This window comes from Scytonema sp. NUACC21 (genome assembly GCF_054684315.1).
This window is the reverse complement of record NZ_BAAFZH010000090.1, coordinates 108,306-123,709: the sequence shown is the minus strand read 5'-3', so window position 1 is coordinate 123,709 and position 15,404 is coordinate 108,306. Positions and strand designations below refer to the sequence as shown.

General features: G+C 43.5%; 13 protein-coding genes. 6 read left to right on the top strand and 7 right to left on the bottom strand.

The window, feature by feature from the left end:
• The first annotated feature begins 41 nt into the window (after positions 1–41).
• The 6 genes from ACYRY3_RS24240 to ACYRY3_RS24215 all read left to right on the top strand — a co-directional run bounded on the left by ACYRY3_RS24240 (position 42) and on the right by ACYRY3_RS24215 (position 8,175).
• Entirely contained in the window at positions 42–1,262 is a 1,221-nt protein-coding gene (locus ACYRY3_RS24240) for a glutathione S-transferase family protein (protein WP_460204193.1), read from the top strand.
• A 291-nt stretch (positions 1,263–1,553) separates the two neighbouring features.
• Positions 1,554–2,930, top strand: coding sequence for an LLM class flavin-dependent oxidoreductase (locus tag ACYRY3_RS24235; RefSeq protein ID WP_460204192.1), 1,377 nt, complete (start codon positions 1,554–1,556; stop codon positions 2,928–2,930).
• Between the two features lie 68 nt (positions 2,931–2,998).
• Positions 2,999–3,913: a TauD/TfdA dioxygenase family protein gene (locus tag ACYRY3_RS24230; protein ID WP_460204191.1), complete on the top strand. Its 915-nt coding sequence runs from the start codon at positions 2,999–3,001 to the stop codon at positions 3,911–3,913.
• A gap of 107 nt (positions 3,914–4,020) precedes the next feature.
• Positions 4,021–4,818: a molybdate ABC transporter substrate-binding protein gene (gene modA / locus ACYRY3_RS24225; RefSeq protein ID WP_460204190.1), complete on the top strand. Its 798-nt coding sequence runs from the start codon at positions 4,021–4,023 to the stop codon at positions 4,816–4,818.
• Between the two features lie 101 nt (positions 4,819–4,919).
• Positions 4,920–5,609, top strand: a complete 690-nt coding sequence (locus ACYRY3_RS24220; RefSeq protein WP_460204189.1) for an SDR family NAD(P)-dependent oxidoreductase — start codon at positions 4,920–4,922, stop codon at positions 5,607–5,609.
• A 649-nt stretch (positions 5,610–6,258) separates the two neighbouring features.
• Positions 6,259–8,175: a response regulator gene (locus tag ACYRY3_RS24215; RefSeq protein ID WP_460204188.1), complete on the top strand. Its 1,917-nt coding sequence runs from the start codon at positions 6,259–6,261 to the stop codon at positions 8,173–8,175.
• 124 nt (positions 8,176–8,299) lie between these two features.
• On the opposite strand, the gene ACYRY3_RS24210 is transcribed toward ACYRY3_RS24215, so the two are convergent.
• From ACYRY3_RS24210 to ACYRY3_RS24180, 7 genes are all read right to left on the bottom strand, one after another.
• Positions 8,300–9,418, bottom strand: a complete 1,119-nt coding sequence (locus tag ACYRY3_RS24210; RefSeq protein WP_460204187.1) for a mechanosensitive ion channel family protein — start codon at positions 9,416–9,418, stop codon at positions 8,300–8,302.
• A gap of 99 nt (positions 9,419–9,517) precedes the next feature.
• On the bottom strand, positions 9,518–10,018 hold the full coding sequence (locus tag ACYRY3_RS24205) for a hypothetical protein (RefSeq protein WP_460204186.1): 501 nt from the start codon (positions 10,016–10,018) through the stop codon (positions 9,518–9,520).
• A 28-nt stretch (positions 10,019–10,046) separates the two neighbouring features.
• Positions 10,047–11,096 carry an LLM class flavin-dependent oxidoreductase gene (locus ACYRY3_RS24200; RefSeq protein ID WP_460204185.1) on the bottom strand — a complete coding sequence of 350 codons (1,050 nt, stop codon included), beginning with the start codon at positions 11,094–11,096 and terminating at the stop codon, positions 10,047–10,049.
• 189 nt (positions 11,097–11,285) lie between these two features.
• Positions 11,286–12,245 (bottom strand): HEAT repeat domain-containing protein, encoded by a 960-nt coding sequence (locus ACYRY3_RS24195; RefSeq protein ID WP_460204184.1) that lies wholly within the window; start codon positions 12,243–12,245, stop codon positions 11,286–11,288.
• Between the two features lie 43 nt (positions 12,246–12,288).
• A complete protein-coding gene (locus tag ACYRY3_RS24190; protein ID WP_460204183.1) occupies positions 12,289–12,516 on the bottom strand; it encodes a 4Fe-4S dicluster domain-containing protein in 228 nt (75 codons plus the stop codon).
• 97 nt (positions 12,517–12,613) lie between these two features.
• The gene (locus ACYRY3_RS24185) at positions 12,614–13,666 is read right to left on the bottom strand and encodes an aliphatic sulfonate ABC transporter substrate-binding protein (protein WP_460204182.1); all 1,053 of its coding nucleotides are present in this window, start codon (positions 13,664–13,666) and stop codon (positions 12,614–12,616) included.
• A 24-nt stretch (positions 13,667–13,690) separates the two neighbouring features.
• Entirely contained in the window at positions 13,691–15,400 is a 1,710-nt protein-coding gene (locus ACYRY3_RS24180) for a fumarate reductase/succinate dehydrogenase flavoprotein subunit (protein ID WP_460204181.1), read from the bottom strand.
• Positions 15,401–15,404: the final 4 nt, after the last annotated feature.

The window sequence follows — 15,404 nt, the reverse complement described above, 5'->3', positions numbered from 1 at the left end:
TGCAGTTCACGCTCACGATTTCTTATAGAAAAAGGTAAAATATGCTACTTCAAGAATCAATATCTACTTGGGATCATCTCTTAGAAATTGCTCGAAAAAATACCCCGGCTCGGCGGATACGCAGACCGGGGCAATCACCTTCTACAGCTCCCATTCCCAGTGGTCTTCATAAACTAAGCTTTTATACACCACCAGTACTGCTTTACCGCGATACCAATTCTTGGTGTCCTTTTTGCGAACGAGTTTGGTTTGCCTTGGAAGAGAAGGAAATCCCCTTTGAAACAGAATTTATAGATTTGAGTAACAAACCTAAGTGGTACACCGATCTGGTGCCCACAACACTTGTCCCGGCTGCAAAAATTGAGGGCAAATTAGTTTACGAATCTAAAGATATTCTCTTAGCTTTGGAAGAGCGATTTAGTACTCCGTCTTTGCTTCCTGAAGAGCCAGAAGAAAACGCGGTTGCAAGACAGTGGATTGAGAATGCCGAAACCAGTGGTTTTCTGGGTGCTAGTTACAAATTTTTAAGGCAACAGACTTCTGATGCTAACGAGCTAGCCCATTTCCAAGCAGAGTTGGAAGCTAAATTAGACGCACTAGAAGAATCCTTAGGGAAATACCCAGGTCCTTACTTTTTGTCAACGTTTAGTTTGGTAGATATTATGTATAGCCCTCATTTGGATCGATTGGCTGCTAATCTACCAGTATACCGAGGATATCATATCAAGGGAAATGCACGCTTCCCTCGACTGAACGCTTGGTTTGAGGCAATCAAACAACGTCCTGCTTATCACCGAGTTAGATCGGACAGTACAACCAACAATTTACTTTTGCGTCGCCGATTCGGTTTGCAACCAGTTGGGAATTCATTGCCTCTAGACACAACAGACAGTGAAGCTCTTGAGTATCGAGCAGAAGCGGCTGAAAGACTGAGTGATAACCGGGAAGCTGCGATCGCAGACATTTTGAAAAACTCTGGAGTGCAAGCATTAGCGGCAGATGGAGACATTTCAGCAGTCAAAGAAGCGGTTGAGTGGCATCTTAAACTGCTAGCAGAGTATCTCCTTCGTGAAAATGCCTCACCCTTACTAGGTGGACGGACAGGAGGTAAAGAAAATACCATCGAGCCGACTGTAGCAGCGATCGGAGCCATCACACTTGCCTATGTGAGAAATCGTATTTGTGCTCCTCGCGATATGAGTGCGGGTGCTGCCACAGCATTCCGAGCCGCATCTGATAAAGTCTTAGCGTCGCTCTATTAAGAAGGATGAAGTATGAAGGATAAAGGATGAAACTATGTTATTCACCCTTGTTCTTAGATGAAGACTGTAGGTTGGTTTGAGCAACAGCGAAACCCAACAAATGTAGAGTATTGTTAAGTTTCATTCCGTAAGCCAACCGTTGAGCGACAGCGAAACCCAGCAAATGTAGAGTGTGTTGGGTTTCGTTCCTCAACCCAACCTACAAAACTTGACTAAATTGGTGTATTTACCGGAGAATAATATCAATCTTAATTAGTTAGTTTATCTAACAGTTTGTTTGTTATCAAAAAAATGAGTACAAGAAAACAACTGAAATTAGGCGCATTCTTGCCCGGTTGCGGACATCATGTAGCAGCTTGGCGACACCCCAATGCACAAGCAGATGGAGGGCTGAACTTCCAGCATTATAAGCGTCTGGCCCAGACAGCTGAACGAGGCAAATTTGACATGATTTTCCTTGCTGACGGTGTGGCTGTAAGGGAACGGGGACAGGGAAAGGAAGCGCTTAGCCGAACCACAGTTGTTCAGTTTGAACCCCTGACCTTGCTATCAGCCCTGTCAGTCGTGACAGAACATATCGGGTTAACAGCAACGGTATCAACGACTTACAACGAACCTTATCACCTAGCCCGTAAATTTGCATCATTAGACTATTTAAGTGGCGGTCGTGCTGGATGGAATCTCGTAACTTCTGCAACAGAAGTTGAGGCAAAAAACTTCAACCGCGACCAGCATATGGAGCATACTTTACGTTATGAGCGTGCGAAAGAGTTTGTAGATGTGGTTACTAAACTCTGGGATAGTTGGGAAGATGACGCTTTCTTACGCGACAAAGAATCAGGCATTTACTTCGATCCAGACAAATTACACATTCCCAATCACAAGGGCGAGCATTTTTCGGTAAAAGGACCTCTCAATGTGGCTCGTCCAGTACAAGGATATCCAGTTATCATTCAAGCTGGGTCTTCTGAAGATGGTAAGAATTTAGCCGCACAAACGGCAGAAGTAATTTTTACTGCACAACAAACACTGGAAGAAGCTCAGGCATTTTATACAGATGTCAAGAGTAGATTAGCAAAGTACGGGCGTTCTCCCGACAGCCTCAAAATTATGCCCGGAATCTTTCCAGCGATCGGCAAAACCCAGCAAGAAGCTAAGGATAAATTCGAGCAACTTCAGGAATTAATCGATCCAAAGGTAGGATTGGGTTTGCTTGGAGGGATGATAGGTGGGTTTGATTTGTCTAAATATCCAATAGATGGTCCACTTCCAGAACTACCAGAGACCAACGGTGGTAAAAGCCGTCAAAAACTACTGACCGATCTTGCCCATCGAGAAAATTTAACCATCCGGCAATTGTATTTGTGGATTGCTGGCGCACGCGGACATCGCCAGATTGTGGGAACACCAGAACAAATCGCAGATCTGCTAGAAGACTGGTTTGTGAATGGTGGGGCTGATGGATTTAATATCATGCCACCTTACCTACCAGGTGGTTTAGATGATTTTGTGGATTTAGTGATTCCTGAATTGCAACGCCGAGGATTATTTCGGACTGAGTACGAAGGTCGAACCTTACGCGAGAATCTCGGTTTACCCCGTCCGGTAAACCAATTCACTACTCTTGCAGTATCTCCAGAACTGATAACAGCAGGTGCTTCTAAGTAATCACAAATTTTACTTGTGTGAATTCACAGTGTAAATGCTCCTTAACCCCTAACCCTTTAATTAAACATATGAGTTTTCAAAACTTTGACATTCAACTAATCGCAGGACGTATCGGTGCTGAAATTATCGGTGTTGACTTGAATGCTGACCTCAGCAAGGATATTATCAGCGAGATCCGTCAGGCACTTGTTCAATATAAAGTTATTTTTTTCCGTCGCCAACAGCTAGAAGCCAACGGGCAAGTTGCTTTTGCTCGCCGATTTGGTGAAGTGACAACAGCACATCCCACCGTACCATCATTCCCAGGGCACCCAGAAGTTCTAGACCTCAATTACGGGCGAACTGTTACCCGTGCCAATAACTGGCACACTGATGTTACCTTCATAGATCGTCCTCCGCTTGGTTCTATTTTACGAGCGATTGTTATTCCTTCAGCCGGAGGAGATACAATTTGGGCAAACTCTGTCACTGCATACCAAGACTTACCAGCCCATCTGCGTAATCTTGCAGACCAACTCTGGGCTATACATAGCAATGCTTTTGACTATGCTGTTACCCCGATTGACCTTTCTGAGGAGGTTAAGGCGTACCGAGATGTCTTCACATCCACTGTATACGAAACCCTTCATCCAGTTGTACGCGTTCATCCTGAATCGGGTGAGCGCGGTCTGTTCATTGGTGGTTTCGTGCGTCAAATCCGTGGCCTATCATCATCTGAATCGGCAGATCTTATCCGGCTTTTACAGTCCTATGTGACTCGTCCGGAAAATACTGTTCGTTGGCGTTGGCAAGTCGGTGATGTGGCATTTTGGGATAATCGCGCTACTCAACATTACGCGATCGCTGATTATGGTGACCAGCCCCGCCACGTTCAGCGAGTAACTCTCGTTGGCGATATCCCTGTTGGTATCGATGGTAGACAAAGTGAGGCAATCAAGGGAGACTCTTCTGCTTACAACCAACAAGTATCGGTTGCTGCCTAATACTGAGAAGGACAGACCTGTGTAAGGACCTTGGTCTGTCTCATCCGGAACAATTTCTGTAAAAGTCGTATACAAGTCGTTTCAAAAAAGCAATATCTCTAATAATAATGAAAAGAAAACAAGTTTTTAGCTTCTTCTCTACAGCCACTGTTAGCTTGCTTTTAGCGGTTAGCCTTCGAGTAACGGGTTCCTCTGTTGTTGTGGCGCAATCAAGCAACAACTTAGTGATTTCTGCTGCAGGTAGTTTAAAAGATGCGCTGGAAGAAATTAAAACGCTCTATCAACAAACTCAACCCAATATAAATATTACTTATAGCTTTGGAGCTTCAGGTGCATTGGCTAAACAAATTGAAGAGGGTAAACAATCTGATATTTTTATTTCTACTAGTAAAAAGCAAGTAGATGGTTTGGAGGAAAAGGGGCTACTAGTTCCAAAAACGCGAGGTATTTTAGCAGATAACCGTCTGGTTTTGATAGTGCCCAAAAATAATTCTGTCGGTATCAGGAGCTTCTATACTTTAGCAAATTCTAAGGTTAAGAAAATTGCAATTGGAGACCCTAAAAGTGTTCCTGCTGGTCAGTACGCACAGGATGTTTTTAAAAAATTAGGCATTCTCGATAAAGTCAAGTCTAAATTTGTTTATGAAAAAAATGCCAATCAAGTTTTAGCATCAGTCGAAAATGGTACTGCTGATGCAGGTCTCGGTTATTCTACTGATGCAAAAATTTCCAACAAAGTAAAAGTTACTGTTGCTACTGACGGCAAATATTATTCTCCCATTATTTATCCTATGGCAGTTCTCAAACGCAGCCAAAATATCGAAGCTGCCAAAGGATTTGTCAAGTTTTTATCTAGCGACCAAGCTAAGGCTGTACTCAAAAAATATGGATTTATTGTGAAATAATGCTGAGCTTTAGATAAGAGTTATCATACAATGGCTATTGGCAAAAAGTAGACAATCCAGTAACCAACTGTATTGATTCTTAAATCGAGGAATGTCGGCAAATGACAACTACTGCATTGATTGTTGGCGCTGGTAGTGGACTCAGTGCGTCCTTAGCCCGCCTATTTGCAGCCGAAGGCATAACAGTTGCTTTAGCAGCACGGCAAATTGATAAGCTCAGTGCATTATCTCAGGAAATTGGAGCTGTTAGTTTTGCCTGTGATGCTTCAAAACCCGATCGAGTCAACCAACTCTTTAGTGATGTCGAACAAAAGTTGGGAACACCAACGGTAGTTATTTATAATCCTAGCTTGCGAATTGCGGCTCCATTCATTGAACTCGATCCAATTGAGGTAGCTAAATCCTTAGAGATTACAGCATATGGAGGTTTTTTAGTAGCACAGGCGGCTGCGAAACGAATGTTGGCTTTGGGTGGTGGCGCTATTTTCTTTACGGGTGCTTCCGCTAGTGTGAAAGGTTATCCTAGGTCTGCACCTTTTGCGATGGGTAAATTTGCCTTACGAGGTTTAGCTCAAAGCATTGCTCGTGAATTAGCTCCTCAAAACATCCATGTGGCTCATTTTATCATTGATGGTTCAATTCGTTCTGATAGTCGTCAGGAACCAGATGACAAGCCTGATAGCTTACTCGATCCCGATGCAATTGCTCAAACATATCTCAATATTCTCCGTCAACCCCGTAATGCCTGGACATGGGAAGTTGAATTGCGACCTTGGGTTGAGCGGTTTTAATGCGAAAATCAAAGCCTAAAAAGCTTATCTCGATCGTAGGTGGGGATAAAGCCCACCACCTCTCCTATAAATAAGATGCAAAATATAAGCCAACGGTGAGGAGTTTGAATACAAGTATCTAACCGAACATGATATTGCGATTTTACTTGTGACCGATTTTTGTTAGACATCCTGAAATTTAGTAAAGCAGAAATTTAATATTCTTACTATTTGAACGCAAAAAACTTGACCATACATAAATGCTGGCAATCTTTTAGCTAAATATTTCTATCTTCTATAGAACGGTAAGTTAGTAGAACTTTAGTAGTATTTCGAGCCAAAAGCTCCAAAACTTATCTTTAAATTGTTTTGACAGCACGATCGCAGAAAGTCCAGACAGGGCTGGCTATTCAGCGTCTAGCAAATGAGTGGGTTTCAGGAGCAAATTGAGCGCGATAAGAGGGAAGCATTGTCAATTGCCAAAGCAAGCGATCGCTGAATTTGCTGAATTGTCCGTTGAGCATAAAGTACAATATCTGAGATAATCAAGCAAAATAGCAGTAAACCAGCGAGTAAGGAGATCGTGCAAACAGTACAGGAATTATCCTTAGCTTAGAGTGAGAAGAAAGCCTTCCTGGGCACAAGGCAACAGTGTTTCTCAGCGTTCTTTATGAAAATTTTGTTAGTTGAGGATGAACAAGCAACAGCAGAGCTTCTCTGTGCAACTCTCACTGAACATCGCTATGCCGTCGATTTAGCAGGCGATGGGCAATTGGGATTGGAGTTGTTAATGCAGTGGGATTACGATCTGATTTTGCTTGATGTATTAATTCCTAAACTAGATGGACTTAGCCTCTGCCGTCAACTACGCTCACTCGGCAATTGGACTCCGATTCTGATGCTCACTGCTCAAAATTCCCATGAGGATGTCATTACAGGCTTGGATGCTGGAGCAGACGATTATGTCATCAAACCATTTAATCATAATGAGATCTTAGCACGGATACGGGCATTGTTGCGTCGGGGGAATAGTGCTACTGCGACGGTTTTGAGTTGGGGGTCTTTGTGTTTAGATCCAACCCTGATGCAAGTGACCTACAAGCAGCAGGAAATCTCCTTCAGACCGAAAGAGTACACTCTGCTCGAACTATTTCTGCGACATCCTCAGCGTATTTTTAGCCGCAATGCCATTATTGAGCGGCTTTGGTCCGTCGATCGCTCGCCAACGGATGCAGCGGTAACAACTTTGATCAAAGACCTGCGAAGTCGGTTAAAGGCAGCAGGAATTACTGAAGAAGTGATTGAGACAGTTCATGGGTTGGGATATCGGCTGAAAGCAGCACCCACGGTTGAAAAGAGCTCACACGTGCAGGGGAGCAAAGGGGAGAAGCGCTCTCAAATCCACGAGAGAGTATTAGTTTCAACGGGTGCTGTGGAAGAGCGCTTTAGACTGTCCTTAGAACAGAGAGTTAGAGTTTTGGAGGAAACGGAAGCCGCGCTACAGACACAGCAGATCAATCCAGAGCAACAGGAGCGTACAAGAGTTGAAGCGCATAAGTTAGTGGGTGGACTCGGAACGTTTGGTTACCCGAAAGGATCGAAAATTGCTCGTTCAATCGAAAATCTCCTCAAAAACAATTCATTGCTAGAAAAACGACAAGCGACTCGCTTCTCACAACTGCTAGCTGATTTGAAGCGAGAGATAGCACTCCCCCCAACACCATCAACTCAGGAAATCAGTTCAAATTCTCTTGTGCTGGCAATCGGAGGCGATGCTGCATTTACAAAAATACTTCACCGGGAAGCAGCACGATGGGGACTGAAGTTGGAAGTCGTTAGCGCGTCAACAGTGCTGCATCGGTTAACACAAACTATTCCAGAAGTGATTCTGCTGGCTCTGGATAGTGATGGAGCAGACCGCTTAACGCTACTGGCAGCGTTAAAGGCAGATTATCCATCCATTCCAATCGTTATCTTATCAGGGCAAGACTCTTTAGAAGAACGCGTCGCGGTTGCCCGTTTGGGAGTAGAGCAATATCTTTCACAGCCTGTTACCTCTGCTCAAGTCTTTGAGGTACTTATCCAGGTGTTACCTCCACTGCAAACTGTAGAACCAACAGATACAAAGGTGATGATTGTCGATGACGATCCAGTGATTCTAGATACACTAGGGCAGATGTTGCGATCGCAAGGATTCGAGGTCATTTGTCTGGCTGAACCCGAGCAATTCTGGACGATGCTCACGACAACTCATCCTGCAGTGCTACTACTGGATCTGGAGATGCCGACTTATAATGGGCTAGAGCTTTGCCGAGTAGTGCGCCAAGATGCCCGCTATAGCCAGATCCCCATTCTAGTGGTCACTGCCCACACAGACCATGAATCAATGCGGCGAGCTTTTGCCGTTGGAGCAAATGATGTGCTTGGGAAACCTGTAGTTGAGGCAGAGTTAGTAACACGGATAATCAGCCGGATCAAGCCCTTATGCCAACCGGGTTGCTCGACCACCGAATTGCATTTACATTCTTCATGCAAAACTAACCCGCGAGGACGAGGGCAGTATAATGAAACACATCCTGCTGATTGATGATGCGGACATTCGAGACGCAATCCAAATGTCGTTGGAAGGCATCAAAAACTATGTTTTTAAGGATATCGTTTGTCTCTTTGATTAAGACACCCTACGCATTTACAGAATAAAGACTTTCAGTTTAATTATTGACAATTTTCTGACTTTGTTTGTGATTTTCCGGGCTGGTTTCTAATTTCACATACAGAAAATCAATGCCTTCTCGTTCCAGTAATTCTAAGATAGCTAGATTTAAGTTTCTCTCGGCATCATAGTAGAGATTTTCGTCATTAACAAAACAAACAATTTTAATGACACGAGCATTATTTTCAATCTGGCTAAACCGAACAATTATCTCTTTCGACAACCCATTAATATATGATGCCATTTCTCGAATAGCATCACATATTCTGGCAGTTTGCTTAGCTGAAATATTATCAATTTTGAGAGTTAAACTCATGCCCCACTTTAATTCCTCACCAGGATTTTGTGACCAATTTTCTACAATTCCAGAAATCATTTTAGAGTTGGGCATTTTCACAATAGAACCCCACTGATAGATATGCAAGGTTGTGGTTCTAAATCCAATACTGAGTACCTGCACAAAACCTTCCAATCCTGCGACTGATACCCAGTCCCCTTCACGATAGAGATGATCGGAGTAGATAATGATTGTACAAAACCAGTCATAGACAATATCTTTCAACAGCAAACCTAAAGTAATACCAGCACCACCTAATAAACCAACTAGTGCGGCGGCTGATTGTCCTAAAAAGATTTCACTTATCTTAATAGTGATGACGATTACTGCTGCCGATTGAAATAATTTCGGCATCAAGGGTCTGAGCAATTCATCCAGATCGGTGTCAGTATGTAGCACCAGGTTAGCAATTATCTGACCCAAGATAGAAGAGCCTCGGTAAACAGCGTATGCTACTATGAAAACGACTACTAAATTGAGCGCCGTACCGATTGAGTTGGTCAATTTAGAACCTAATTCTTGTGCCAGAATTTCCTTGACAACCCACAGTCCAGCAATCAGAATCAACCAACTTAAGGATGGCTTGAGAATCGAAACTAACTCATCGTCGAGGTCGGTCTTAGTTTTGCGAGTAAAACGCTCAATAGTTTTAACTATGGCTGCAACAACAAATCGTCTTAACGTCTGTGCAAGAGTCAAGATGATGATGACAGTAACTATTTTGCCAATAGGTAGGCTGGAGTAATTGAAATTTTTCAGCGTGTTCCAAATTGCTTCCATAGGTTAGAACGGGGGTAGTTGATGTTTTTCATTTAACAAAGAAACTAAGTAAGTCGGTACGAAAAAACGTAACTGGTAAGGGTCGTCCTTAGTCATTTGTCATTGGTGAGTCCAGCCCTGTAGGCGGGTTTCCCGCCGTAGGGGACTGGCGAGGGCAACTATATGCAGTTCATAGTGCAATTCAAATGCCATGAACCCCAACCAATTACGAATTGGTAAATCCCCCATAAATTCCCAGTGATTTTGCACTTCTTGTACAATCTCGTTGATGGGATCGTGCCCTGACAATTCCCACACTCGTTGCCGAGTAAATTGGGAGTGAGCCCCGTCATCGCCAATTTGGCGGCTTAAAAATAGCTGGAGTTCTGGGTCGGGAATTTGGTCAATAACCTTGCTGCAAACTTGTACAATATACAGGTCGTGAGCAGCTCCACCAATACGAAAGCGGTAGAAATTCTCGAATTCTTCTTCTGTTACCAGTGGTCGCGGTTCTTTTAAGCGAGTAGTCGGAAAGTGTGGGGCGTGCTGGGAAATAAGTTTATCAATAGTTTCAGTTTCAAACTCAGTTGTCCAAGCTCGACGAGTGAGGGTTGCAATCATAAAAGCCTTCCTTAATGAGTAGTGTAGATTAAGCTGCCAGTTCTAAAGAACGCACTCGTGGCATCACTTCTTCAGAAAAGCGTTTCATTTCTGAGGCAAAAGGTTGGAATTGCAGCATGAAAGTATCAATACCCACTCCAACAAAATCTGTAATTCTTGCTGCTAAGGTGTCATAGCTTCCAACTAACCCCGCTGCTGTACCGCCGTTACTCCCCACACCTGGATACTTAGCCATATTCCTGAACATCACTACTTCAGGCTCAACACCTTTCAACAACTCCGTTCTATCGTCTTGTTTGGTAAGTTCAAAGAGATATTTGTATTCTGCTTGAGCTTCGGCGTCAGTAGGTCGGGCAATGACAAAAGCTGACATAGCAAACTGTAGGGGTTTGGGTTTTTTCCGCCCCCGCTTTCTCATACCAGCAATAGTTTCCCGCACCACTTCTAATGGACGACCATTCAAGAAAAACACATCTGCTGCTTGCATCGCTAGATTTTTCGCAGCATCTGACTCTCCTCCCAGATATACACGGGGATGGGGTTGTGCTACCGGACGCGGACGCAAGCACAAATCGGTAATATCAAAGTAATTTCCTTGAAAATCAACTCGTTCTCCACTCCATAGCGCTGTCACGACCTCAATCCACTCCTCGGAATAGCGATAACGTTCATCGTGGGGAAGGAAAGGTATGCCAGATTTTTGCAATTCTGGCATAAACCATGCACTCACCAGGTTAATTGCAAATCGTCCGCCGCTAATCGCATCAATATTTAATGCCATCTTTGCCAAAACTACCGGATGAAATAGCAAGGGCTTGACTGCGGCGATGATTTCAATTGATTGAGTTGATTCCGCTAGGGCTGCTGCGGTTGTCCAAGTTTCTAGCTGATCTAATTCTTGATTTCTGGGATTAATGATGTGTTCAGCGATGAGAGTGGTAGTAAACCCGGATGCTTCCGCTAGTTGGATGAGCTGCTTTGCTCTTTCGTAGCTGGCGTCACGAGGTTCATGGGGATGGTTCATCGCGCCACAATTACCGTAAACGGGAATCCAGATACCGTAGCGTGGCTGAGGCATAATCTCTACACACTTACTCGAAAATTACTGTAAACGCAACACTGGTTTGCTTTTACAAAAATGCAAAAAATCGATAGATATACCGGAGTCTTAACATATAATACTTTCACAAATAGTTAATAAAAGCAATAGTTTAAGGTAAATAAAATCTAAAGTTTTCAGTTCGAGGATTGTTCTACAAGCATATTTTTAACTGTGCGCTTGCTGAATCTGCTGAATTGCTCGTTGAGCGTAAATGCAAACATCCCGGTCAGGATCGTTTAAGGCTTGCTGGAGGGCGTTGAGTGCCTCGGATTTGCCTAAGTGACCCAGAGCGATCGCTGCCTCTTTCCTAACATCTGAATACTCATCTGCTAATGCCTCAATAGTGGTAGATAATAATGTCGCATCAGGTATTTTTTGTAACAGTTGTATAGCAGTTTTACGCACCTGCCAGTGTTCATCTTTTATTGCTTTTTCAACAGCAAAAATTACTTCTGGGTTAACATGAATTGCTAGAGACTTTGCAGCATTTCGGCGCACCTGCCAATCTGGATCGCTAATGAGTGCTTGAGCCAGTAATAAGATCGCTTCTTCATCAGCCAAGTGCCCTAGCGTTAAAGCTGCTGCACGCCGAACACTGTCATCAGTATCTTGCATCAGTAATAAGGCAGGGGGACAGCGTTCGATTTGGTTCAAGTAACTCAAAGTTGTGACCGCTACTTCCCTAAGTTGGGGATGTTTTGACTTAAAGAAACTGAGTACTGGTTCTAAGCACTGAGCGTTATGAATTTTGCGTAAGAGAATCAGGATATTGAACTGGAGGTGAAAATCATCCTGTTGTAAGGCATCTAGTAACAGTGGTAGATGTTCAGAAGAAATTAACTCATTTAAGGCAGACAGTGCTTCGCTGCGAATCTCTTCTTCTGATGAAGCAAGACATTTTAGTAAAGCAGGAACACCGGCAGGGTTGGCAAATTCCCAAAGGGCAGTTACCGCAATTTTTTGCACGGCAATGCTTTGGTCTTGCAAAGCTGCAATTAAAGCATCAATGGACTCTTCATCCCCCAAATGTTGTAGAGTTTTAACCGCAACTAGACGGTCACCTTCGTCAGGCGAAAGCAGCATTTCCAACCATTGCCCCAATTGAGTATCTCCACTCCCTGCCATCTTCCTCAATCCAAAATTCAAAATCTAAAATCCAAAATTACAATCACCGCAATAAGAAGGGAAGTTTTACAGTAATGGCTTTTGTGGGACATTCCTTCTCGCAGGGTAGACAAAACCAGCATTCATCATATTTCATATACGCTTTCCCCGTCTCTGGGTTTTTTGCCAGTACATCAAGCGGGCAAACTTCAATACATACCGTGCATTTTTCCAAACACTTAGACTCGTCTACAATAACAGGTACATCAACTCTTTGGTTTGTTAAAGTCATATTGTTACTCCTTTGTTGCGATCGCTTCAGTAAGTTAATTATCGCCTTGATAAGACGAGAGCCAAGGACGCGATGAAAATCTACACATCAAATAGAACTAAAATTGACCAAGCGTTTGAGGTGTGATGGCTCGTAAGAGTTCAGCAGATGGTAAGGCATTCCGAATATCTACCTTGCGGGGAATGACTTTTTCTTGAAAATAGAAATCTGCCACCCTTTGTTGTTCGGCAATGATGGCTGGCGTCAGTGCTCTTAATTGACGAACTATTCGGCGTGAAACTGTTTCTAAAACTGATGGGTCAATTTTCACCTCAGGAGCAAGGGCTTTGGCAGCTTCAGTTGGATTTTTGTCAGCCCATTCTCCTACTTTGTGTGCTTCCTCTAAAAACACTCGTACCAATTCTGGATTTTGAGAGACAAATTGACGTCTAGCAATATAAAATCCGCCTAAAGTGTTAATACCACCTGCATTTCTTAAATTACGAATAGGGATTTTTTTTTCCACAAGAGCCAAAAAAGGGTCTCCCCCCACCCAAACTTCCACTTTATCTTGAATAAAGGCATCGCGAGCTTCAGATGGAGTTAAACCAACGACTTGAACATCAGTGATTTTCAAATTCACCTCTTTCAAGGCTTTTGCTAATAAATAATGTGCGTTAGACCCCCTCTGAAAAGCAACTTTCTTACCTTTCAAATCTGATAATTTCTTAATCGGAGAATTAGCTCTCACTATAATGCCTTGATTTAGACCTTTGCTAGGTCTGCGTCCGGCGATATAAATAACTTCTGTTATCCCTGCGGCTTGGGCAAATATTGGCGGTGTTTCTCCCACATTACCAATATCAACTCTGCCTGCATTCATTGCTTCTATTAATTGCGGTCCTGCGGGGAATGGGCCTACCCAATTCACCGTCACACCTAATGCCTTGAAACGAGGCTCTACAACTTTTTTGGCTTTGACTATATCCCCAGATGTCTGATATGCCAAGTTGATGACTTTTGATTGAAATCCTCGAGGTTTTGTTTGTGCTAGGGTAATTTGGATTTGATGACCAAAGAAAGGCGTTGATAGTGCAAAAATTCCTAAGAATGAATATTGCACAATCCGCTTTAATGCAGCGCGACGTTGTAGGAAGAACGGTTTTTTCATAACTTTTCAAAAAACTTTATAACTTTACTTAACCGCCACGTTGTAAACCTCTTCTCCTAAATCCACCTCCACAACATAAGGCTCTATAGAACGTTTAAATAACAACATTTTTCCAGACTTGTCTTTTTTCAAATTCACGTGGCAAAACCATTCACCGTCATTCTTCTGTGGAAAGTCCAAACGATAATGGTAAAGACCCCAACGGCTTTCCTGACGATATAAGGATGCTCGTGCTGCCATTTCCGCACAGTCTCTAATAAAAGACACCTCTGTACAGCGCATGAGCTCGTGCGGATCGCGTGCTCCCATTTGTGCCAATGTCTCGTGATAGCGAACAAAATGGTTGAGACCGATCTCCATTTTGTAACCTGATTTTGGAGGTTGCAGGTAATCATTGACCAATCGCCGCAGCTTATACTCTACCTGGGTATGGGGAATACCGTTTGGGTTGTTCAAGGGGGCGTAAATACGGGTTTTTTCCGCCTCTAAAAAGTCGTGTTCGGGTTCCAGATGATCTAAATCTTGAATGTACTCCATTGCGTGAGTTCCTGCCAAGCGACCATAAACAAATGCTCCAATCATATAATTGTGGGGAACACTTGCCATATCTCCGGCTGCATATAATCCCGGTACAGTTGTCTGAGCTTTTTCATCTACCCAAACGCCAGACGCACTATGTCCACTGCACAATCCAATCTCTGAGATATTCATCTCAATGCCATGAGTGCGATAGTTTTCACCTCTACCTTCATGAAAGCGTTCCCGGCTCGGTCTTTCATTTGACCACAAAATTGACTCAATTTCTGAAATTGTATCTTCATCCAAATGAGTCATCTTCAACTGAATTGGTCCTTTGCCAGAGTTCAGTTCCTTCCAAATTTCTAGCATCATTTGCCCACTCCAGTAATCGCAATTAATGAAGCGGTGTCCTTCAGCATTGGCGGTGTACGCGCCAAAAGGTCCGGCAACATAAGCACAGGCAGGACCATTGTAGTCTTTAATCAGGGGGTTAATTTGAAAGCATTCTATATTGGTCAGTTCTGCCCCTGCATGGTAAGCCATTGAGTAGCCATCCCCTGCATTGGTGGGGTTTTCGTAAGTGCCATAGAGGTAGCCAGATGCAGGTAATCCCAATCGTCCGCAGGCACCGGTACAAAGAATAACTGCCTTTGCTTGAATGATAACAAAATCGCCGCCTCGAACATCAAACCCAACTGCACCGATCGCCTTTCCTTCTCGCACTAAAACCCGTGTCGCCATAATGCGGTTGCTAACACGTACTTTATGGCGTTTGACTTGGCGGGTTAGAATTGGCTTTAAGTCTTTACCTTCTGGCATAGGTAGTACATACTTCCCAATCCGATGTACTTGCTTAACATCGTAATTTCCTTGTGGGTCTTTTTGGAACTTAACACCCCAACTTTCTAATTCTTGAATTGTTTCGTAGCCCAGCTTTGCCGTTTGATAAACAGCTTTTTGGTGGAGAATACCATCGTTGGCAATGGTGACTTCTCGCGTGTATTGTTCTGGGGTAGAGTGTCCGGGAATGACTGCAGTATTGACTCCATCCATTCCCATAGCGATCGCACCACTACGACGAATATTTGCCTTCTCCAAAATCAGCACTTCTGCATCTGAATTTGCTTGTTTTGCCTTGATAGCTGCCATTGTCCCCGCCGTACCGCCACCAATAACAAGTACATCCGTTTTAATCCACTGAGTATTGACACTCATATCC

Coding starts and splice junctions, on each gene's coding strand:
- ACYRY3_RS24240 (WP_460204193.1), top strand. CDS start 42: ATGCTACTTCAAGAATCAATATCTACTTGGGATCATCTCTTAGAAATT.
- ACYRY3_RS24235 (WP_460204192.1), top strand. CDS start 1,554: ATGAGTACAAGAAAACAACTGAAATTAGGCGCATTCTTGCCCGGTTGC.
- ACYRY3_RS24230 (WP_460204191.1), top strand. CDS start 2,999: ATGAGTTTTCAAAACTTTGACATTCAACTAATCGCAGGACGTATCGGT.
- modA (WP_460204190.1), top strand. CDS start 4,021: ATGAAAAGAAAACAAGTTTTTAGCTTCTTCTCTACAGCCACTGTTAGC.
- ACYRY3_RS24220 (WP_460204189.1), top strand. CDS start 4,920: ATGACAACTACTGCATTGATTGTTGGCGCTGGTAGTGGACTCAGTGCG.
- ACYRY3_RS24215 (WP_460204188.1), top strand. CDS start 6,259: ATGAAAATTTTGTTAGTTGAGGATGAACAAGCAACAGCAGAGCTTCTC.
- ACYRY3_RS24210 (WP_460204187.1), bottom strand. CDS start 9,418: ATGGAAGCAATTTGGAACACGCTGAAAAATTTCAATTACTCCAGCCTA.
- ACYRY3_RS24205 (WP_460204186.1), bottom strand. CDS start 10,018: ATGATTGCAACCCTCACTCGTCGAGCTTGGACAACTGAGTTTGAAACT.
- ACYRY3_RS24200 (WP_460204185.1), bottom strand. CDS start 11,096: ATGCCTCAGCCACGCTACGGTATCTGGATTCCCGTTTACGGTAATTGT.
- ACYRY3_RS24195 (WP_460204184.1), bottom strand. CDS start 12,245: ATGGCAGGGAGTGGAGATACTCAATTGGGGCAATGGTTGGAAATGCTG.
- ACYRY3_RS24190 (WP_460204183.1), bottom strand. CDS start 12,516: ATGACTTTAACAAACCAAAGAGTTGATGTACCTGTTATTGTAGACGAG.
- ACYRY3_RS24185 (WP_460204182.1), bottom strand. CDS start 13,666: ATGAAAAAACCGTTCTTCCTACAACGTCGCGCTGCATTAAAGCGGATT.
- ACYRY3_RS24180 (WP_460204181.1), bottom strand. CDS start 15,400: ATGAGTGTCAATACTCAGTGGATTAAAACGGATGTACTTGTTATTGGT.